This window comes from Bacillus sp. YP1 (assembly GCF_000877815.1).
Lineage (GTDB): Bacteria > Bacillota > Bacilli > Bacillales > Bacillaceae > Bacillus > Bacillus subtilis.
On the sequence record NZ_CP010014.1, the window covers coordinates 3,060,375 to 3,079,155 of the forward strand.

At 42.5% G+C, this 18,781-nt stretch carries 21 protein-coding genes and 1 other RNA gene; 6 read left to right on the top strand and 16 right to left on the bottom strand.

Features of this window, described 5'->3' with window-relative positions; translation table 11 throughout:
* Positions 1 to 132: 132 nt before the first annotated feature.
* From QF06_RS15120 to QF06_RS15140, 5 genes are all read right to left on the bottom strand, one after another.
* A complete protein-coding gene (locus QF06_RS15120) occupies positions 133 to 2,028 on the bottom strand; it encodes an FUSC family protein (protein WP_041850538.1) in 1,896 nt (631 codons plus the stop codon).
* 165 nt (positions 2,029 to 2,193) lie between these two features.
* The gene (locus QF06_RS15125) at positions 2,194 to 2,595 is read right to left on the bottom strand and encodes a YvaD family protein (RefSeq protein ID WP_021480606.1); all 402 of its coding nucleotides are present in this window, start codon (positions 2,593 to 2,595) and stop codon (positions 2,194 to 2,196) included.
* Positions 2,592 to 2,951, bottom strand: a complete 360-nt coding sequence (locus QF06_RS15130; protein ID WP_041850537.1) for a DMT family transporter — start codon at positions 2,949 to 2,951, stop codon at positions 2,592 to 2,594. The genes QF06_RS15125 and QF06_RS15130 overlap by 4 nt, the downstream gene beginning before the upstream one ends.
* Positions 2,948 to 3,520 (bottom strand): TetR/AcrR family transcriptional regulator, encoded by a 573-nt coding sequence (locus QF06_RS15135; protein WP_032722523.1) that lies wholly within the window; start codon positions 3,518 to 3,520, stop codon positions 2,948 to 2,950. Before QF06_RS15135 ends, QF06_RS15130 begins: the two co-directional genes overlap by 4 nt.
* Positions 3,521 to 3,629: 109 nt before the next feature.
* A complete protein-coding gene (locus QF06_RS15140; protein WP_003228388.1) occupies positions 3,630 to 4,424 on the bottom strand; it encodes an SDR family NAD(P)-dependent oxidoreductase in 795 nt (264 codons plus the stop codon).
* 1,084 nt (positions 4,425 to 5,508) lie between these two features.
* Between QF06_RS15140 and QF06_RS15145 the strand changes: the two genes are divergently transcribed.
* Positions 5,509 to 5,739 carry a hypothetical protein gene (locus QF06_RS15145; protein WP_021480611.1) on the top strand — a complete coding sequence of 77 codons (231 nt, stop codon included), beginning with the start codon at positions 5,509 to 5,511 and terminating at the stop codon, positions 5,737 to 5,739.
* A gap of 33 nt (positions 5,740 to 5,772) precedes the next feature.
* Here QF06_RS15145 and QF06_RS15150 read toward each other — a convergent pair whose 3' ends face one another.
* The 7 genes from QF06_RS15150 to secG form a co-directional block, all read right to left on the bottom strand.
* Positions 5,773 to 6,357 carry a PTS lactose/cellobiose transporter subunit IIA gene (locus QF06_RS15150; RefSeq protein ID WP_041850536.1) on the bottom strand — a complete coding sequence of 195 codons (585 nt, stop codon included), beginning with the start codon at positions 6,355 to 6,357 and terminating at the stop codon, positions 5,773 to 5,775.
* 220 nt (positions 6,358 to 6,577) lie between these two features.
* Positions 6,578 to 6,691 carry a helix-turn-helix domain-containing protein gene (locus QF06_RS22170; RefSeq protein ID WP_223497724.1) on the bottom strand — a complete coding sequence of 38 codons (114 nt, stop codon included), beginning with the start codon at positions 6,689 to 6,691 and terminating at the stop codon, positions 6,578 to 6,580.
* Between the two features lie 182 nt (positions 6,692 to 6,873).
* Positions 6,874 to 7,236, bottom strand: a transfer-messenger RNA (tmRNA) gene (gene ssrA / locus QF06_RS21495).
* 176 nt (positions 7,237 to 7,412) lie between these two features.
* Entirely contained in the window at positions 7,413 to 7,883 is a 471-nt protein-coding gene (smpB, locus tag QF06_RS15155) for an SsrA-binding protein (RefSeq protein ID WP_003220025.1), read from the bottom strand.
* A gap of 144 nt (positions 7,884 to 8,027) precedes the next feature.
* Positions 8,028 to 10,367: a ribonuclease R gene (rnr, locus tag QF06_RS15160; protein WP_021480613.1), complete on the bottom strand. Its 2,340-nt coding sequence runs from the start codon at positions 10,365 to 10,367 to the stop codon at positions 8,028 to 8,030.
* Positions 10,368 to 10,385: 18 nt separating this feature from the next.
* Complete coding sequence (locus tag QF06_RS15165) at positions 10,386 to 11,126, bottom strand: alpha/beta hydrolase (RefSeq protein ID WP_003242610.1); 741 nt, start codon at positions 11,124 to 11,126, stop codon at positions 10,386 to 10,388.
* Between the two features lie 131 nt (positions 11,127 to 11,257).
* Positions 11,258 to 11,488 carry a preprotein translocase subunit SecG gene (gene secG / locus QF06_RS15170; RefSeq protein WP_003220028.1) on the bottom strand — a complete coding sequence of 77 codons (231 nt, stop codon included), beginning with the start codon at positions 11,486 to 11,488 and terminating at the stop codon, positions 11,258 to 11,260.
* Between the two features lie 148 nt (positions 11,489 to 11,636).
* Here secG and QF06_RS15175 point away from each other — a divergent pair, with 148 nt between their 5' ends.
* Positions 11,637 to 12,407 (top strand): alpha/beta fold hydrolase, encoded by a 771-nt coding sequence (locus tag QF06_RS15175; RefSeq protein WP_015251223.1) that lies wholly within the window; start codon positions 11,637 to 11,639, stop codon positions 12,405 to 12,407.
* A gap of 39 nt (positions 12,408 to 12,446) precedes the next feature.
* Here the strand turns inward: QF06_RS15175 and QF06_RS15180 are convergent, their stop codons facing one another.
* Positions 12,447 to 12,680 (bottom strand): helix-turn-helix domain-containing protein, encoded by a 234-nt coding sequence (locus tag QF06_RS15180; RefSeq protein WP_003220031.1) that lies wholly within the window; start codon positions 12,678 to 12,680, stop codon positions 12,447 to 12,449.
* Positions 12,681 to 12,831: 151 nt separating this feature from the next.
* Here QF06_RS15180 and rghR point away from each other — a divergent pair, with 151 nt between their 5' ends.
* The 4 genes from rghR to QF06_RS15200 all read left to right on the top strand — a co-directional run bounded on the left by rghR (position 12,832) and on the right by QF06_RS15200 (position 15,933).
* Positions 12,832 to 13,239, top strand: a complete 408-nt coding sequence (gene rghR, locus QF06_RS15185) for a transcriptional repressor RghR (protein ID WP_014665397.1) — start codon at positions 12,832 to 12,834, stop codon at positions 13,237 to 13,239.
* A gap of 28 nt (positions 13,240 to 13,267) precedes the next feature.
* Entirely contained in the window at positions 13,268 to 13,687 is a 420-nt protein-coding gene (locus QF06_RS15190) for a helix-turn-helix domain-containing protein (protein WP_014480905.1), read from the top strand.
* A gap of 91 nt (positions 13,688 to 13,778) precedes the next feature.
* Complete coding sequence (gene catR, locus QF06_RS15195; RefSeq protein ID WP_003242888.1) at positions 13,779 to 14,105, top strand: catDE operon transcriptional regulator CatR; 327 nt, start codon at positions 13,779 to 13,781, stop codon at positions 14,103 to 14,105.
* A 127-nt stretch (positions 14,106 to 14,232) separates the two neighbouring features.
* Positions 14,233 to 15,933: a methyl-accepting chemotaxis protein gene (locus tag QF06_RS15200; RefSeq protein ID WP_041850534.1), complete on the top strand. Its 1,701-nt coding sequence runs from the start codon at positions 14,233 to 14,235 to the stop codon at positions 15,931 to 15,933.
* A gap of 30 nt (positions 15,934 to 15,963) precedes the next feature.
* Here QF06_RS15200 and QF06_RS15205 read toward each other — a convergent pair whose 3' ends face one another.
* Genes QF06_RS15205 through QF06_RS15215 form a run of 3 tightly spaced genes read right to left on the bottom strand, consistent with a single transcriptional unit; the run spans position 15,964 to position 18,781 of the window.
* Entirely contained in the window at positions 15,964 to 17,346 is a 1,383-nt protein-coding gene (locus QF06_RS15205; protein ID WP_043940193.1) for a HAMP domain-containing histidine kinase, read from the bottom strand.
* A complete protein-coding gene (locus QF06_RS15210) occupies positions 17,337 to 17,999 on the bottom strand; it encodes a response regulator transcription factor (protein ID WP_032726858.1) in 663 nt (220 codons plus the stop codon). The genes QF06_RS15205 and QF06_RS15210 overlap by 10 nt, the downstream gene beginning before the upstream one ends.
* A 17-nt stretch (positions 18,000 to 18,016) precedes the next feature.
* Positions 18,017 to 18,781 carry a lantibiotic immunity ABC transporter MutG family permease subunit gene (locus tag QF06_RS15215; RefSeq protein ID WP_043940194.1) on the bottom strand — a complete coding sequence of 255 codons (765 nt, stop codon included), beginning with the start codon at positions 18,779 to 18,781 and terminating at the stop codon, positions 18,017 to 18,019.

The following is an 18,781-nucleotide window of genomic DNA, read 5'->3' on the forward strand; positions in this document are numbered from 1 at the left end:
ATCACACACCAATTATTATCATACAGATGCATAATGATTATTCTGTCTCTCTTAGACTTTATTATAGAGACAAAGAAATTTACTTTCAAGTAAAACATCTCGAATTAAAGATTATTTAACTTTCCAAACAGCTTACTTTTCAAAAGCTGTTCTCAAGCCTGAATACAGCGCGGACAATTCTTTACTGATTCGAGGATAATGAGGAACATGCGGCACTTGAATATCCGCAGGCATCCTTTTCATGATAAAGGATTGCTGAGCCTGTTCAAAAAACGCCCGCAGCTGGTTGATCTCTTCATCAGAAAACGGAGCAGGCGGACGGCGGTGAGCTTGGGCCGAGAGCAAATAGTACCCTAAGTGCTGAGCACCGGAAATGGCAGGCCAGAGCGCCTCCGCATTCGCATGAGGAAACTCGCCAAGGGCCTTGTCATACGCATCCCGAAGCCTGACAAGACTCACCCTTAACTTGTGTTCGTCGGCATTCTGCCCGGTTAACAGTTTCTCCATAAACTGCCCTTCCAGCCGGATGACGTTCCTCATCAGTTCAGGCAGTCGCTTCGTTGAAAACCGCCGCCACAAAAGCATTGTTCCCAACAGCCCGATCACGCTGCCGACAGCTACATCAGTCAGCCTCGCTATCATAAAATAACCGGCGCCCGCGCCGCCATGCATACTTTCTGTGATAACAAGCGCATTTGCGGTTAAAAAGGGAACAGCCAGCGCATAATTGCGGACGATCAGCATCTCAAGAAGACATTGCAGCGCTGCAATACAAAACGCAATATAAATACCGCCCGGCTTAAAAAACAGGATTGCGCCTGCCAGTATAACACCGATCACCGTTCCGGCCGAACGCTGAATAGCCCTGTGAAGCGTAAAAACAACAGTAGTGCCAAGCATGACCGCTGCTGCCGAAAGCGGAATCCAATAGGAGCGTGCAAAGCCGAATGCGAGGGCAAACATATCGGCGGCAAACAGAACAATTCCGTACTTTAACGCTCTAATTAAAACTGGAGACTTCCAGTCAAAAGCATTTCTCAAAAAGTAAAAAGAGGATGGCAGGCGGCTCGGCTCCCCGTCAAGCTGCTTATCAAAACGTTCTGAAGCGATATGCAAAACCTCATTGATTTCTTCAAACAGCTTCCGCCTAGGCTCAGATTCATTTTCATTAATCTGAAACGTATTGAAAACCCGTGCATTCGCAAGCATATCTCCGGTTTGGCGAAGTGCCTTTTCAATCTGCGCGGTCTCTCTGTCCGGCGTTTCAGCTGAAAAATGAATAATGGCAATGAATATGTCGTCAGCTTTTTCAAGGAGGCGGAAAAATCGTTCATCATGCCGCGATTTTTTCCGTCTGTTCCCTTTCCCAAGAACCGTTTGGCGGGCTGTTCTAAGCATGAGCACGGTCTGATGCTGTGCGTTATGAAAACCTGGCGTTCCGACGGCTGAAAGACATGCAGCCAGCTGATGATATGTTTTTTGCAGCACCGCTCCCTCCGGTCCATGTTTGTTCGATAACCAGCCGATTAAAGCGATACCCATGGCGAAGATGCCGCCGAGAAACGTCAGTCCCGCTCTGAACAGCGCTTGTGAAGGATCGGCCGGCAGCCCGGAACTGACTAAAAAGGCAAGGACAAAAAACATCGGCGCAGGGCCTTGAATGCCGAGCGCGCTAAAAATAAACATCGCCGCTGCACCGACCAGCCCCAAAACAGCCGCCATCATCCAAAGCGTCCCGGACAAAAGCGTCCCTAAACCAAATGAGAGGGCGATCCCAATAGAAACTAAGAGCAGCTTCAAGGCGCGCTTTTTGTACGATTCACCGCCCGCATATAAATAAACAAAGCCTCCGATACTTGCAATTAATCCGTAATCCGTGTGACCTGCCAATGCACCGACCAGCACAGGAAACCCTGAAGCGAAACCTGATCCGATAGCCTTTTTCCAAGGAAATGGATTTGCATGAATGCGAAAGGCATCCTTCACGATAGGCATGATTCTTTGATTGTTCGCAGCAGTTTTGTTCATTTGACAAAATCCTTTTCAATGAATGTGTAGAACTTTTCCCGTTTCTTTGCTTTAGTATGCCCAAAAACGCGGTTAGCTTCTCAATTGGTGCGCCCGATAAAAAAACAGAGACTTATACCGTCTCTGCTTCATTACATCAGTTTATTATCATAAAAGCGGCACCTGTCAGGACTGTTTTGTCCTTCTGCCTTCCTTCAAGAGCAGGTGAATAAAAAATAAAGGATAAATCAATAGATACCCATTAAACAGCCACCATACAAGATCAAAGTCCCTGCTGAATGTCCAGAATGATATCGCCTGCAGACCTGAACAACAGGTCAGCACAAGAGAAATCAGCGCCATCATTTTCCAGTCAGCACGATTCACCCGCTGTAGGTACAAGCTGTACAACCCTGTGACAGAAATCAGGATATCCAGCGGAAAAAAAGACCAGTTCCAAGCGATCATAAACGGATGGTCATGATGTTTAAAAGCCCAGCTTTCCGGTATGAGCGAAAACCCGGCTGACAACCAGTACAAGATAAAACCGATATCAGTCACGAGAAAAAACAGCTTCATATATCTCATTTGTACTGCCCGCTTTTATGTACCGGCTCAGACACCGCAGCATGCTCAATCAGGTTTAAAGACACAACACCGGCAATAATCAATCCAATTGAAATGACTTTGATGACACTAACATGTTCTTGAAAAAACAAAAAACCAACGACTGTAATCAGGACAATTCCCATCCCTGACCATACAGCATAAGCAACTGATACATCAATGGATTTAAGCGTAAGCGTCAGAAAGAAAAGACTCCCTCCATAAAAGAAAATCAACAGCAAACTGGGAATAAGCTTTGTAAAACCAGACGATAGCTTCATGCTGACCGTTCCCACAACCTCAAACAAAATCGCCAAGCATAGAAACACCCAATTCACGTGGCATCAGCCTCCTCATCAGCTGTTATACCGTTAAACAAAACATCTACAATTGATTCAAGTACCTCTCCTGTCGTGAACTGATGTTTCAGTGGATATTCAGGGTCATACACTTGGTTGATGCTCCCTATATACATGTGAATAAACAGGTCCGGATTGATGTTTCTGATTCTCTTTTGCTGTTTGCACTCGTTTAATAATTCTAGGACAATGGCCCATTCTGCCTTAATAAACGTGTCTAATGTAAGCCACGCATCGTAATGGTATTTCTTTAGTTCATTTAATAATCCCATGTTCAGCAGTTCCATTCCCTGCGGAAGGCTGATCAGCATTTTTTTCACCTTTTCAAGCACATTTAAACTTTCATTTTCATAGATGTCTCTTTCCATTTGCTTCATTTCGGCTAAAAATTGTTCGACAACCGCCTCAACAAGCTGATCTTTAGATGAATAATATGCATAGAGCGTCCGTTTGCTCGTTCCCAGCGCTGCAGCCAAATCATTCATCGTAAATGAAAATCCTTTTTGCTTGATCAGCCGGAAAGTTTCCGCCAGAATTCTTTTATCCATATTAATCCCCCGCTTTCGGTACCAAGAAAACTATTTCGGTACCAATATTATACGGCAGAAATTTATGGAAATCAACAATATATAAAAAACCTCTCCTGTTGGGAGAGGTTTAAAAGACACTGCGGACCAAACCGCCGTCCGCCCGAAGTGCCGCGCCATTGATCGCAGAGGAAAGCGGGCTGCTTAAAAATGTAACGAAATGGGCGATTTCTTCCGGACGGATCAGTCTTTGAATAATAGATGTCGGCCGGTTTTCTTTCATAAAACGTGCCTCAGCTTCTTGAACAGTCAGGTTTTCACCAGGATACAGCGAGTTCAGCATGGTTTCCACACCCTCTGTTAAGGTAGAGCCCGGCATGACGGTGTTGACTGTGACATTCGTGCCGGTTGCCAGCTCCGCCAAACTGCGGGAAATGGACAGCTGCATCGTTTTTGTCGCACTGTAATGGGCCATTTCCTGTGACGGCATAATCGCCGCTTCACTGGCAATGAAAATCACACGCCCTTCTTTTTTCTCTATCATGTTATGCAAATACCTGCGTGTCAGCCTTACACCGCTCATAATATTCACTTCAAAAAAACGAAACCATTCATCGTCGGGAATATCAAAGTACTCCGCCGGTTCAAAAATCCCTAAATTGTTGACCAAAATATCAACCTCTGGATATGCCTGAAACAGCTCATTGCAGCCTTCTTCAGTTCCCAAATCAAATGCGGCCGGATAAAGAACCGCTTCAGCATGTTGTGTTTTCAGTTCATCTATCGTCTGATTCACTTTCTCTTCCCGGCGTCCGTTAATGATCACTGCCGCACCTTCTTCAGCTAACGAAGAGGCAATAGCTTTTCCGATCCCTGATGTCGAACCGGTCACCAGTGCGGTTTTTCCTTGTAAATTCAGCTTCATTATTCATCCCTCCGTTTTTGATTTCTCTTATTTATTGACAGAAATCTGATTGGTGAAACATCTGCTCTGCAATCAGTATGAAACAGCTGGGATTGAAATGGAAGTACGCACTTTTTGGTGCCTGTGGTTTGGAGAAAAAATAAAGCAGAACCTCTTAAGAGGTTCTGCTTTATGCTCATTATGTATGGAGACAGCGGGAGTCTATTACCATGGTATGGTTATGTTTTAAAATAGTTACAAACCGTTGATATATAAGCCTTTACGTATGATAAAAAATCAGTTTAAAAACTATAATTTTATATTTTTGTTATCAAAATGTTACCGCAAATGTCATGGACCTACACACATACTCAATGCCTTGAATTCTGCTACGATGCGGTAGGTCCATTTACCGATCGTTCCCCTCCCTCCTCATTTTCCCTGTTCTGGTCCATAATCACCTTATCATTCAACCTAAGGGTAATTTTTACATGATAGCTAACACTTTGATTTGATTTATTTTAAAAATAATTCTTTGTTTATCAATATACTCATTATCTAAATCTACTTTAAAAAATGGAACTGCCCTTGTAGAACTTTCTGCCTGCAAATAAAAAGGGCCTTCACTAGGAAAGGGCCTTTTCCATTCCTCTCTAAAAATGGAGGAACTTGATTCCAGATTGTAATTCTAACATTTTAAAAGCAAAGACAAACATTCCTTTAAAATGGTTTCCGCCAAAAAGTCTCACTAGATATAATTGAATTATGTGCATATGTGCTTTAAAGATAGAGGTGAATATATATGAAATTAACTTTGATCCGCCTGTTGATATGGGGTGTGGGTGATACAGAAAACACAAATGAGCATGACAAATTTTGAACGCAAGTTATATCAGTTTTTTGTTAATATGCGGCTTTACAGAAAAAAAGAAAGACCGTAAAAAGTGAACAGGAAATACGTGATACCACGAAAACCTTATCCGAAAAATGGATTGTTTAGAAAGTCCTACTCGATGAGGACTTCTTTATGAATAGGCTAAATTCTCTTCAAAATAAATTTTACATTTGGTAAAATAATGGATATATGAAGGAGAGTGATTGATACATGTTGCTATTTATAGGTAAATTCATATTGCTCTATATCTTCTGTTCTTTTGCTTATTATTTATTTAAAGTCGCTTATTACAATATTGGTAAAAAATTAGCGCTAAGCACATCGGAAGGAACTAAAGCGAATTGGGTCGCAAACGTGTTTATTAAAAACGGTACTAAGCTAACTGATGGTGATTATTTTATGGTTGCAGTTGTTTCAGCATTGTGGCTTTTACTTAGGTAAAATAACAAGCCTCCCTTTACAGGAGGCTTGTTTTTATTCAGTTGGATAACCATTTGCCTTACAGAAACTCTTAATATATTTGTTTTTGCTAGCAAATTTTCTGCAAGCTTTATTCATCCCAGCGTTATAAACTTCTTTCAAGAATTGTTGAGCTATCCCAGCCAGACCAATTGCAGTAAGAAGAGCAATAAGCTCTTGCAATCCAATATATACTACCCACGGGAGTGCTGGAACAATTGCAGTGGAGGCATCTCCAACTTTGACTTCTTGTCCTTTGTTTTGCTCTAACCATTTAACCTGTTCAGTTGGAATGCTAGCATAAAATAATGAAAGGTTAAAGATTTCATCACCAGTATAACCAATTTGTTTAGCTTTTTCTTTATCTACGCTGTATGTAAAATCATCGTTGAGTTTTAAAGCTTCTTTGACAAATTTCTCTGCTTTCTCAAAATCAGCTTCCTTTGCATGCTTTAATGCCTCGCTTACCTTCTCTTTCGATGTTAAATTGTTCATAATTGATTTTGCTTCTACGGTGTTGGCAGGAGTGCTTAAGAGGACAGTGACTAAAAGGGCAAAAGACGACAAAATGACAATTATGCTACTTTTTAGCTTACTCATTCCTTTAATCATTCCTTTCTACTAATTTGTTACATGCTAAATATTATCATATTTGGAATTTAATTTACATTACAAAACTGTGACATTTAAACTTTTTACACATTAAAAAAGCCCTGCTCATACGAGGGGGCTCAATTATTATGCGGACGATATTTTTTATTTGTTTCAAGCTATTCTTTCAACGCCTCCGCATCTTGCAGTAAAGACAAACTTGTATTCCCTATCTTTTTTTTACAGCTTCAATGCGTTTGTCACTTATCAATTTACTCATGCGCTGCTTATTTACCCCTAAAATCTCGGCAACTTCAGAAGTGCTGAGGACCTCAGTTTTCAGGAAGCCTTCAACCTCCTCACGACCGCCGAAACATTAAACACGTATAGTCACCTTTATCCGTCTGCACAACGTGAGGTTATTGGCTTTATGAAAAACGAAAAATTTTAAAAGTGTTACCAAAATGTTACCGCAGTGCCCTCAAAAGCTTTAAAAGCCTTGATAGCACTGCGGTTTCAAAGTATGTATGGAGACGGTGGGAGTCGAACCCACGTCCAGAAACATCGATTACTTAAGCGTCTACGAGCGTAGCCTGCATATTTATGGTTTCACTCATCTTCTTGCCTGCGGGCGGGCCTTCCGAGAGCTAGTCTGTTCATCTCTTCTTACGTTCTCAGACAGGAACGCAAGCGTAGCCTACTTGGATGTGCTCTTCACAGACACATAGGCAATGTCAGGAAGAGCTCGCTGCGCTTATTAGGCAGCTAATGCTACGTTTTGGTTAAAACTGTTAGTTTTGCCAGTTATATTTAAGTGCGTGTTTACGAGATCGCCTCTCGGCTCGCAGCTCAAGCTCGATCCATCCCTGTCGAATCCGTAACGTCCCCTTGGTATAAGGGAAATACGGGAGAAAATATCAAGCTCTCACTCAAACTGGCTATAGTCTTATTATAACATGATCACGGCTCTTTTCAATTGTCAAATCCTTCAAATGAATGGCGACGTGATCTGATCGTGACCACAGTATAGCACAGGCCTGATTTTCGAATCAAGCACTATGCCTTTAGAAGCCTTTTTGACTGTCTCTGAACGCTCTTTCGATTTCCCGCTTCGCGTCCTTGCGCTTCAGATCTTCCCGTTTGTCATAGTTCTTCTTCCCTTTTCCAAGGCCGAGAAGCACTTTGGCAAAGCCGTTTTTTAAATACAGCTTCAGCGGAACGAGAGAATAGCCTTTTTCCTTTGTTAACCCGATCAGCTTATTAATCTCCTTGCGGTGCATTAACAGCTTTCTTGTCCGAAGCGGATCGTGGTTATAGCGGTTTCCCTGCTCATATGGGCTGACGTGCATATTGTGGAGAAACACTTCTCCCCGTTCGATTTTGGCGAAGGAATCCTTAAGGTTTACGCGGCCGGCGCGAATCGATTTGATTTCGGTTCCTTGCAGAACGATGCCTGTTTCATAGGTTTCTTCTATAAAATAATCGTGATTGGCTTTCTTATTTTGAGATAATACTTTTCCTGACCCTTTTGGCATGCCAGAACCTCCTCTCTCTAAGGAAAAACTGTCCACCTTTTGCGATACGCTCTATTTTACCAAATGTCACGTACCGCTACAATGAAAAGCTGTTTCCGAAAGAAAGCAAATAGAGCGCTGCGGCCCTATTTGCTGGTTGAGCTGCTATTTCTTCTTTTTCCGTTTCTGTTTCGGAGCATTCTGGAAGCCGCGTTTTTTCTTTTTCTTCTTCGGCTTAGTGAACCACTCCCCTTTTTCCTCAGACGGAGCTGGAGAAACAGGTGTATTGGTGCTTTGAACACGTTTTCTGGCAGGCTTTCCGCGTTTTCTGCTCCGGCTGCTGTCCAATTCTCTCGGACGCCGCGGAGTGCCCTTCATGCCGACAATTTCAAAGTCGATATTGCGCTCATCTTTATTGACATCGACAACCTTGACTGTGATTTCATCCCCGATGCGGAAGACGTTGCCTGTCCGCTCGCCGATCATTGCGAAATGCTGTTCGTCAAAGCGGTAGTAGTCATCTGTCATAAAGCTGACGTGGACGAGTCCTTCAATTGTATTCGGCAGCTCGACGAACATTCCGAAGTTTGTCACAGAGCTGATCATGCCGTCAAACTCTTCACCGATTTTATCAAGCATGTATTCCGCTTTTTTCAGATCATCCGTCTCACGCTCGGCGTCAACTGCACGGCGCTCCATTGATGATGTATGTTCGGCGATATCCGGCAGGCGTTCAGCCCACTTTTCCTGAGTCGCTTCATCGACTTTGCCGTTGATCAAATACGTTCGGATCAGGCGGTGAACGATTAAGTCCGGATAACGGCGGATCGGCGATGTGAAATGCGTATAGAATTCCGTTGACAGACCGAAGTGCCCCAAGCTTTGCGGGTCGTATTTCGCCTGTTTCATCGAACGGAGCATAACAGTAGATATAACCGTTTCCTCTGGTCTGTCACGCACAGCGTCCAGAATGCTTTGCAGCGCGCGCGGATGAATATTCCCCGCCGTTCCTTTCACCACATAGCCAAATGTCGTCACAAACTCTAAAAACTTTTGCAGCTTTTCAGCATTCGGCTCTTCGTGAATCCGGTATATAAACGGGACGTTCATCCAATGGAAATGCTCCGCTACTGTTTCGTTTGCCACAAGCATAAATTCTTCAATCAGCTTCTCGGCGACAGAGCGTTCTCTGATCACAACGTCTTTAACCGCTCCTTCGTCATCAACAAGCACCTTTGCTTCTTTGAAATCAAAGTCAACGGCGCCGCGGTCCATCCGCTTATCGCGAAGAATTTGAGCCAGGCGCTCCATGTCTTTGAACATCGGAACAAGAGGCTCGTATTTTTGCTTCAGCTCTTCATCATCGTCAACAAGAATTTTATTCACATCTGAATATGTCATTCTTTCCGTTGTTTTGATGACACTTTGGAAGATCTCGTGCTCTGTCACCTGTCCCTGACTGTTAATTGTCATTTCACAAGAAAGCGTCAGGCGGTCAACCTTTGGATTTAAGGAGCAGATGCCGTTTGACAATCTGTGCGGAATCATCGGGATGACACGGTCAACCAGATACACACTTGTCCCTCTTTCAAGCGCTTCTTTGTCAATCGGCGAGTTTTCGGTTACGTAATGGCTGACATCAGCTATGTGAACGCCAAGCTTGTAGCTTCCATCATCAAGTTTCGTCACGGTAACTGCATCATCCAAATCCTTCGCATCCGCACCATCAATGGTGACAATCACCTGGTCACGGAGATCACGGCGGTCTTTCAGATCTTTTTCATCAATCGTGTCAGGCGTACTTGATGCCTGTTCCATCGCGTCAGCTGGAAATTCTCCCGGCAGGCCGTGCTTATGAATGACCGATAAAATATCAATGCCCGGGTCGTTTTTGTGGCCGAGAATGGTTTCAACCTCACCCTCTGCGTTCATGCGGCCTTCAGGATAGCTCGTCAGCTTGACAACAACCTTATGCCCTTCCGCAGCTCCATTTTTCCCATTTTTCGGAATGAAGATGTCACTCGTGATTTTTTTGTCGTCCGGAATGACAAAGCCGAAGTTTCTCGTTTCTGTATACGTGCCGACAACCCGCTGAATCGCTCTTTCTAAAATCCGTATGACGGTTCCTTCCTGCCTGGAGCCGCTTGACTGTGAATTCAGACGCACCATGACGATATCGCCGTTCATTGCCGTATTTAGCTCATTAGGCGGAATAAACACATCACTTAACGACGAATCCTCAGGCAGCAAAAAGGCGAATCCTTTCGCATGGGCTGAAATCTTTCCTTTTATTAAATTCATCTTCTCCGGAATGCCGTAGCGGTCGCTTCTCGTCCGTACGATAAGCCCTTTTTCTTCCAAGGCGACTAACGCTTTGACTAGCTCTTTAAACTCCTCGGCTTCCGTAATATTTAACATCTCCTCAAGTTCCTGAACGGTCAGAGGTTTGTACGCCTCTTCCTTCATAAACGAGAGAAGCTTTTCCATAAATGCTTCTTTTTCCATTATCCGACCTCCTGTTGATTACCAATCGAGCTTCTCTAAAAATTCATACACATCCTGATGGACGAGGTCACGTTCTTTGTCGAGTGTAATGACATGCCCTGATTCCTCGTACCATTTCAGCTGTTTATCATCAGTTTCCACTTCGTTGTAAATAATATTGGCGCTTTCGGTATTAATCATGTGGTCATGACGGGCCTGCACCACAAATGTCGGTGAATAAATCATATCGACATTATTCCGCACATCAGCAATTAAGTCTTGCAGCGCCTTGAGGGTATTCATCGGCGTTTTTTCGAATTCTTTCATTTCCTCTTCAATTTGCTCCGGGCTTTTCCCCTCAAACTTTTTGTAATTGCGAGCGTATGAAAGAACGCCTTGATACATGACCTCTTCACTCTTAATATGCATCGGTGCGCACATTGGGACAATTCCCTTTATGGGTACAGTGTAACCCAATTTCAGCGAAAAAACCCCGCCAAGCGACAGTCCGCAGGCAGCAATGCTCTCATAGCCTTCAGATTTTAAGTATTCATAGCCATCCATTACGTTTTTCCACCAGTCTTCGGGCCCCGTATGTACAAGTTCTTCAGGCGGGACGCCATGTCCTTCATATTGAGGCGCGTGGCACGTATAGCCGCGTTCATTCAAATATCGTCCCAGCATCCTTACATCCGCTGTATTGCCTGTAAAGCCGTGCAGCAAAAGCACCGCTTTGTCTCCGCCTTTAAATGTAAATGGTTTTGGTGTCACAACTTTCATGCTCATGTCTCCCTTTCTATCTGCACGATCATTTTAGTTTTCCACAGTTTAATCAGAAAAAAACGTATTGAATATCATCCAGAAACGTGAAAAAGGCCTGACTTCACATCAGACCTTATACAAACATTGCCCTATAGGATATAAGCAAGCGCAATCGTTAACACGAAAAACAAGACTGCCAGCACTACCGTAATGCGGTGCAAAATTAAATCAAGACCTCTTGCTTTTTGTTTCCCGAAGAGCTGCTCCGCTCCGCCTGAAATCGCACCAGATAATCCGGCGCTTTTACTGGATTGAAGCAAAACGACAATAATAAGTGCAATGCTGACGATAACCAACAAGGTAATCAAAACTGCGTGCATCCCATACACCTCCAGACTCACTGGCTACATTACTTCTATTTTACATGAAAAGGGTTGGCATGTCACGCTGTATCAGACGCCAAAAGGCCGGATAAGACGTTTTATCTTGGTTACCCTATTCATATGAAAAGGTCAAAGGAGAAAAGCGATGCCGCTTATCAGCATAGACAGCAGGAAACATCTTTTTTATGAAGAATATGGACAGGGAATCCCTATCATTTTTATCCACCCGCCGGGCATGGGACGCAAGGTTTTTTATTATCAGCGCCTTCTATCCAAGCATTTCAGGGTGATTTTTCCCGATTTAAGCGGCCACGGTGATAGTGATCACATCGATCAGCCAGCGTCTATTTCCTATTACGCAAACGAGATCGCGCAATTCATGGACGCTTTGCACATTGATAAAGCTGTGTTATTCGGGTATTCTGCCGGAGGCTTAATCGCGCAGCATATCGGCTTTACCCGCCCGGACAAAGTGTCACACCTTATTCTGTCCGGCGCCTACCCAGCTGTTCATAACGTAATCGGCCAGAAGCTGCACAAACTGGGAATGTATCTGCTTGAAAAAAACCCCGGTTTGCTCATGAAAATCCTCGCTGGCAGCCACACAAAAGACAGACAGCTTCGCAGCATATTAACAGACCATATGAAAAAAGCAGACCAGGCCCATTGGCATCAGTATTATCTGGATTCGCTTGGCTACAATTGCATTGAACAACTGCCCCGCCTAGACATGCCAATGCTGTTTATGTATGGCGGCCTGCGGGACTGGACCTTTACAAACGCAGGCTATTACCGAAGATCGTGCAGACATGCCGAATTTTTCAGATTGGAATATCAGGGACATCAATTGCCGACAAAACAATGGAAAACGTGCAATGAGCTGGTGACAGGGTTTGTGCTGACACATCATTCATAGGAATAGAAAACGCTTGGCTTCCTTGCGTTTTTTGTTACTTTATTGACTTTTGTCAATAAAGTCATAGTAAAAAAGATCCTCAAATTTCAAATTAAAATAGTGAAGCATTTTACCGATCACAAGCTGCCCCGGCCGTCTTTCTCCATTCAGCACGCGGCTCAGTGTGGCGGGTGAGACTCCGATTTCCAGCGCAAGCTGATTAAGGGAATAATCGTTATTAACCATATACTGCAAGACATAATCACGTCTAATCTGTATCTTTTCTACTGGCACTTTCCTCACCTTCCATTCCTGAAAAACTTTTTTCTATACTTTTACATTACGGCTTATGTTAACTTTTGTCAATACATTTCCAGTCTACCTATTCCCTTTAGTCAATAAACATACTAAAATATGAGTAACAGTGAGGGACGGGGTGAGATATATGGAAAGCTTTGGCGAACAATTACGGGCATTGCGTGAAGAGAGAAAGTTAACAGTCAACCAGCTGGCGACTTATTCAGGCGTAAGCGCGGCCGGCATCTCCAGAATCGAAAACGGAAAACGGGGCGTTCCCAAACCTGCCACCATCAAAAAACTGGCAGAGGCCTTAAAAATTCCTTATGAGGGGCTTATGTACAAGGCTGGTTACATCGAAGAAGTGCATGAAGCCAAGGCTCCTTATGAAACGAAGTGCAAGCTGCTCGAAAAAGCGGAGGCCTATGACCTGAAAAACCTTGCGCTTCTTGAGAACGAAAAATGGCAATATCTCAATAAAGAAGATTTGCTCATGCTGGATCATTATTTTTCGTTTATTTCAGACGAAGCCAAAAAACGGTCTGCTGATGACTGACTCTATAGAAATGTGAGGGCGATAGACCATGTCACCATTCGGACAGCAATTACGGGAGCTGCGCCGCGCCCGCAAACTGACAGTGAATCAGCTTGCGGTGTACTCAGGCATCAGCTCGGCCACCATTTCAAAAATTGAAAACGGCAAACGCGGGACGCCAAAACCCGCCACGATTAAAAAACTGGCAGCCGTCCTGAAAGTGCCGTACGAAAACCTAATGGCCGCCGCAGGCCATATTCAGGCCTTTCCTGAAGAAATCCGCGAAGCATCTGAAAGCTATCAATCCGTTTATGAAATTTACCAGACGGCTGTCACTCGCGGAGCGGAGCACCTCCCGATTTTCAATAGTCAAAAATGGGAACATCTCTCAAAGCAGGATATTGAAAATCTCAGCAAATACTTCGATTTTTTGTCTTCAGAAGCAAAAAAACGCGCCTCTTCCTCATAATCCCCTGTTTCTCTTTCTGCATTTTATCAATCACGCTTGCATACCCTCCCTCGTTATTTGCGTTATAATAGTGACAGACGAGGTGAAAAGTATGAACCAATCAGAAATGTGTCCTAGATTTGAAAAAGCAGTCGACATCTTAAGTAAACGCTGGGTCGCTTTGATCGTATTTCAGCTCTTGAACGGATCGCAGCGATTTAGCGAAATTGAAGCAGCACTTCCAAATCTAAGCGGCAGAGTTCTGTCAGAACGGCTGAAAGAACTTGAGCTTGAAGGAGTAGTGAAGCGGGATGTCATCCCTGAAACTCCGGTTCGCATCGAATATTCATTGACTGATAAAGGAAAGGCACTGGCCCCCATTCTAGGTGAGATTTCTAAATGGGCGACTGAATGGATTGACCCTTCCTTTCTTGACTAATTGCTAAAACGGTTCTGATCTCAAAGACGAGAAAAGAGCCGTTTTTTATTTTTTTCCAGGTGAAAAAACGATTTCTCAGCCGATATATAGTACATCCACACATTACGTTTTTAAAGGAGACCACTATATGCGACTGACGATTTCCCGCAAATTCAGCCTGGTATTTTTGACACTGATCCTGATCAATTTACTTGTAGGCGGAATAGGCGTTCTTAATATGCAGCATATCATTCAAAAAACAGATGAAATCAACACAAAATGGATTGACGGCATCAAAGGAATCACTTCAATTAATTATGTAACCGAGCACCTGTCTTCTAAAGAAAAGGACTTTCTGATTTATACAGACAAAAGCAAAATGGATACACTTGATCAAGAAATGAATCAAATCATGGAAGACATTAACCAAAAGCTCGATAACTACGAAAAAACGATCTCCACTGATAAAGAGCAGAAACTGTTCGAGCAGCTTCAAACTGAAGTGAATACCTATATGGATATTCATGCGCAAATTATCGAAAGCGGCCGCACGAATGACATGGACAAAGCAAGAGGTTTATTGGTTCAGACTGAGGCCAGCTTTGAGGATATGAAAAAAACAATCACTCAGCTTGTTGACTTAAATCAAGAAGGCAGCAACACAGCGGTAAAAGAAACGAAGGCCGTCTATCATAAAGGGCTCATTTACACTGCTTTGCTTGTGGCAGCATCGATCCTCATCAGCATTTTCATCTGGCTTTATATCACGCGAAACATTGTAAAGCCTATCATTCGCATGAAGGAATCTGCCAATCATATTGCCGAAGGCGATCTGTCGAACGATATGGAGCCGCTCAACTCAAAAGACGAGCTGGGTGATCTGAATGAAGCGCTGCAAAAAATGGTAGGGAATCTGAGAGATATTGTCGGATATTCTAAAGACATATCAAGCCGGGTTCTTTCTTCTTCACAGGTGCTTGCAACCGCAACGAATGAAACAAGTTCCGGCAGCAAACATATTACCGAGACGATGAACGAAATGGCTGAGGGCTCTGAACAGCAGGCCCAAGACGCCGTGACGATTGCCGAATCGATGAATGAGTTCACTGAAAGCATTGATAAAGCCTATAATCACGGCATCACCATCAGCGATACGTCGCAAAACGTTCTCGAACTCGCGGTAAGCGGAAACGAAAATATGGCTACGTCATTACAGCAAATGAAAACCATCCATCATATTGTTGAAGAAGCCGTGCATAAAGTGAGATCACTTGAACAGCATTCTCAGGATATCAACAAGCTCGTTCAGGTCATCAACGGGATTGCCGAGCAGACGAATTTGCTGTCCCTTAACGCCGCGATTGAAGCTGCCCGCGCAGGAGAAAGCGGCAAAGGCTTCGCCGTTGTGGCAGAGGAGGTCAGAAAGCTGGCTGACGGCGTTTCTGATTCCGTGCAGGATATTACCCGGATTGTAGGCGGGACACAGCAGGAGATCCACACTGTCATTACGTACTTGGAAAGCAGCTTTACAGAAGTCGAAAAAGGAACGGAAAACCTGACAGACACCGGACAGGCTATGCAGCATATCAAACAATCCGTCACCCATGTTGCAGACAGCATTAAGGAAGTAACGGATGGCCTGAAGCAGTTAACAAACCAATCGATTACCATCAATCAATCGATTGAAAATATCGCTTCTGTATCCGAAGAGTCGGCCGCCGGCATTGAAGAAACATTTTCAATAACCGAGCAATCCGCCCATTCGATGGATCAAGTGCTTCAAAATACTGAAGAGCTTGAGCAGCTGGCGAAGGAGCTTAATGAGAAGATGGGTCAGTTTACGATTTAAAAATAACCCACGTCCAGATAGGGCGTGGGTTTAATGATTTCTATATAAGGGTATTTTCACTCGCACTTCTCCGCCACCCTCTATAGTGTTTCCAAGAGTAAGTTCTCCATTATGAAGATTCACAGCATTTTTTGCGAAGGTCAACCCCATTCCATAATGACCTTTAGACTGACGGGCCTTGTCATCCATGTAAAAAAGTTCTGTTGCTTTTTTTAGCCCGATTTCCGAAAATCCATTTCCTGTGTCTTTTACAAAAAAATAAAAAGTATCAGAATCGCATTCAGCATGCACCGAGACAGTCCCATCCTCCGGTGTATAATCAACTGCATTTGTTAAAATATTCAATAACGCCCTATGTAACAGTTGCCAGTCTATTTCCGCCTCTTTCTTGAGATTTTCTTTTTTAAATGAAATATTTATTTTTTTATTTCCTTTATAGGCGGATATATCTTTCTGTAGAGTTTCTGTCAGCTTATCTACAAAGGCTTTCTTCAAATGAATAGTTAAGGAATCCTCCGTTCTCGAGAGGTGAATCAGCTGAGAAATATATTGTTCAATTTGATTTCCTGCTCCAAGAATATATTTTGTATACTCAGCTTGTTCTTCGCTTTGAATAGACAAGCTGAGTAATTCAGCATTTCCCTTAATAATGGTAATCGGGATCTTGATATCATGTGCCAAAGCACCAATTTGCTCTTTCTTATTTTTTTCTAATCGCCACTGAGCTTCGAGTGATGACCGAAGAGCATCTCTCATTTCAATTAAGGAATCAATTACATCATCAAATTCCTTAATATGTGTAAATTCGGGAGTAAACTGCAAATTTTGCTCTTTTATATATCGAGTAATTACGTTCAGTGTCTCAAAATGTTTTCTTAATCTATTAGCAAAGTAAGTTGTTATAATAGAAATGACTACAATGAGTAAGACTATCAAAATACAAATACTCGTTAATTCATAATTAGGAAGGTATTTTCTTAATAAAGGTGAGCTAAAATCTGCACGTAATGAATATTGCAAAATACAATACTCTTCATTTCTATTTATAACCAAATATCCTTTTTGTTTATAATTGACATACGGTTTTTTTTCAATCTTCTTTTTAACCAGTTGCAGATCTTTTTCTTTAATGGTTCCGGCTGTTTTTTGTTTTGTTTCTTTATCAAGGATGGCATATGACATTGTATCTGGAATCATATCAGCAGTGACTTTAGCTGTATTTTCCAGCTTTGGCGCAAGTTTTTCTGCTTCTCGTTCATTATAATTCGCGGGATGTGAGAAACCCGTATTCATTGCGATTGTATTTATAAATAAATATAGCAGAGCCAGTACAACTAAACTTATACATAACGTGACCATATACTTTATCAGTTCTCTAAGAAGTGTTTTCTGGCCCTTAAAACCTATTCCCATTTGTACCCAACACCCCATACCGTTTTGATAGGGTCTGTATTATGCTCTTTACATTTTTTTCGAATCGTTCTGATAAATTCAGTAATTGTTGAATACAAAGCATTCCCCTCTAATCCATATATCTCCTCGTAAATTTGTTCTCTTGAAAAAGTTCTCCCTTTATGTTGAGCTAAAAATTCACAGATTTTATATTCATTTTTTGTTAGGTTAAGTTTGTGGTTATTGATAAATACTTCTTTACTATCAAAATGAAATAAAAAACCCGAGATGACTCTTTTCGATTGATGTTTATCTCTCCGTTCCCTTCTTAAGTGAGCATTAACTCTAGCACTAAGCTCTCTAACACCAAATGGCTTTGTAATATAATCATCTCCGCCGGTAATAAGACCTTTTACTATCGCTTCCTCTTCTGTTTTAGCCGTGAGGAATAAAATTGGACAATCAACCAAAGGACGTATCTGTTTACATAGCTCAAAACCATCAATATCTGGCATCATAACATCCAGCAAAATTAAATCATATCCTTGAAATACGTCAGGCGGCTGTCCTTTAACACGATCTAAAATGTCAACTTGATGCTGGTCACGGCGCAAAATATTTTGTATCAGTACAAGAATATCTTTTTCATCATCGACAGCAAGGATTTTGGCCATTTCCTGTCCCCCTCATACTATTCAAACGTTTTTCTGCCTTCCCATTTACTAAACCATATTAGACTGGCAATGATTATACATATTATACCAAAAATCATAACCAATACCCCTGAATTTATTTCATGCATTAATAAAGGATTATCCCCTTTTTCTTTAAAGTGGAGTACCCCATTTAAACCTGACAATCTAATACCCCAAGCCCAAGGGTTATATTTCCATATAGCATCTCCTAATCCAGTATTCATTAGAGCGGTCATAAGCAGGCCAGCTCCGCCTATCAGGACAGAAGCACCCATTCCAAACATACAGCTGATAAAAAAGTAAATACAATATAGGGCTACACTACCCGCAACTAGCCAGGCACCACCTGTTATAAAAATATCGTAAGACAAATCCGGCACATGTAAAATAAATTTTAATACTATTATATAAATGAAAAGCGCTATACCAATAGAGCAAAGTTCCATGAAAAGCAGCATTAACATTTTGCTGGCATAAGCAATGACTTTTGGAGACGTACTCCCTAGTAACACTTGAAATTTCCCTGCCTGTTCTTCTAAGGATGCAGTCATTCCGCATAACACCCCTATAAGCAGCGGCAATGCAACTGCAATAGCTTCCATAAAAGACTTATACAAGTGAAATTGACTCTGATCTCTCTCATAAAAATACAGAATCAATACAGTTGAAAAAGCTATAGGAATAATTAAATGGAGCCACATAAAGGAGGTGTGTTTGCTTTTCTGGAAATCAGCTTTTAAACACCTCAAAAGTAATCTCAC

Bases quoted from the DNA above. Each gene is read 5' to 3' on its own strand.
- QF06_RS15120 (WP_041850538.1), bottom strand. From the start codon at position 2,028: ATGAACAAAACTGCTGCGAACAATCAAAGAATCATGCCTATCGTGAAG.
- QF06_RS15125 (WP_021480606.1), bottom strand. From the start codon at position 2,595: ATGAGATATATGAAGCTGTTTTTTCTCGTGACTGATATCGGTTTTATC.
- QF06_RS15135 (WP_032722523.1), bottom strand. From the start codon at position 3,520: ATGGATAAAAGAATTCTGGCGGAAACTTTCCGGCTGATCAAGCAAAAA.
- QF06_RS15140 (WP_003228388.1), bottom strand. From the start codon at position 4,424: ATGAAGCTGAATTTACAAGGAAAAACCGCACTGGTGACCGGTTCGACA.
- QF06_RS15145 (WP_021480611.1), top strand. From the start codon at position 5,509: ATGTTGCTATTTATAGGTAAATTCATATTGCTCTATATCTTCTGTTCT.
- QF06_RS15150 (WP_041850536.1), bottom strand. From the start codon at position 6,357: ATGAGTAAGCTAAAAAGTAGCATAATTGTCATTTTGTCGTCTTTTGCC.
- smpB (WP_003220025.1), bottom strand. From the start codon at position 7,883: ATGCCAAAAGGGTCAGGAAAAGTATTATCTCAAAATAAGAAAGCCAAT.
- rnr (WP_021480613.1), bottom strand. From the start codon at position 10,367: ATGGAAAAAGAAGCATTTATGGAAAAGCTTCTCTCGTTTATGAAGGAA.
- QF06_RS15165 (WP_003242610.1), bottom strand. From the start codon at position 11,126: ATGAAAGTTGTGACACCAAAACCATTTACATTTAAAGGCGGAGACAAA.
- secG (WP_003220028.1), bottom strand. From the start codon at position 11,488: ATGCACGCAGTTTTGATTACCTTGTTGGTTATCGTCAGCATTGCACTT.
- QF06_RS15175 (WP_015251223.1), top strand. From the start codon at position 11,637: ATGCCGCTTATCAGCATAGACAGCAGGAAACATCTTTTTTATGAAGAA.
- rghR (WP_014665397.1), top strand. From the start codon at position 12,832: ATGGAAAGCTTTGGCGAACAATTACGGGCATTGCGTGAAGAGAGAAAG.
- QF06_RS15190 (WP_014480905.1), top strand. From the start codon at position 13,268: ATGTCACCATTCGGACAGCAATTACGGGAGCTGCGCCGCGCCCGCAAA.
- catR (WP_003242888.1), top strand. From the start codon at position 13,779: ATGAACCAATCAGAAATGTGTCCTAGATTTGAAAAAGCAGTCGACATC.
- QF06_RS15200 (WP_041850534.1), top strand. From the start codon at position 14,233: ATGCGACTGACGATTTCCCGCAAATTCAGCCTGGTATTTTTGACACTG.
- QF06_RS15205 (WP_043940193.1), bottom strand. From the start codon at position 17,346: ATGGGAATAGGTTTTAAGGGCCAGAAAACACTTCTTAGAGAACTGATA.
- QF06_RS15210 (WP_032726858.1), bottom strand. From the start codon at position 17,999: ATGGCCAAAATCCTTGCTGTCGATGATGAAAAAGATATTCTTGTACTG.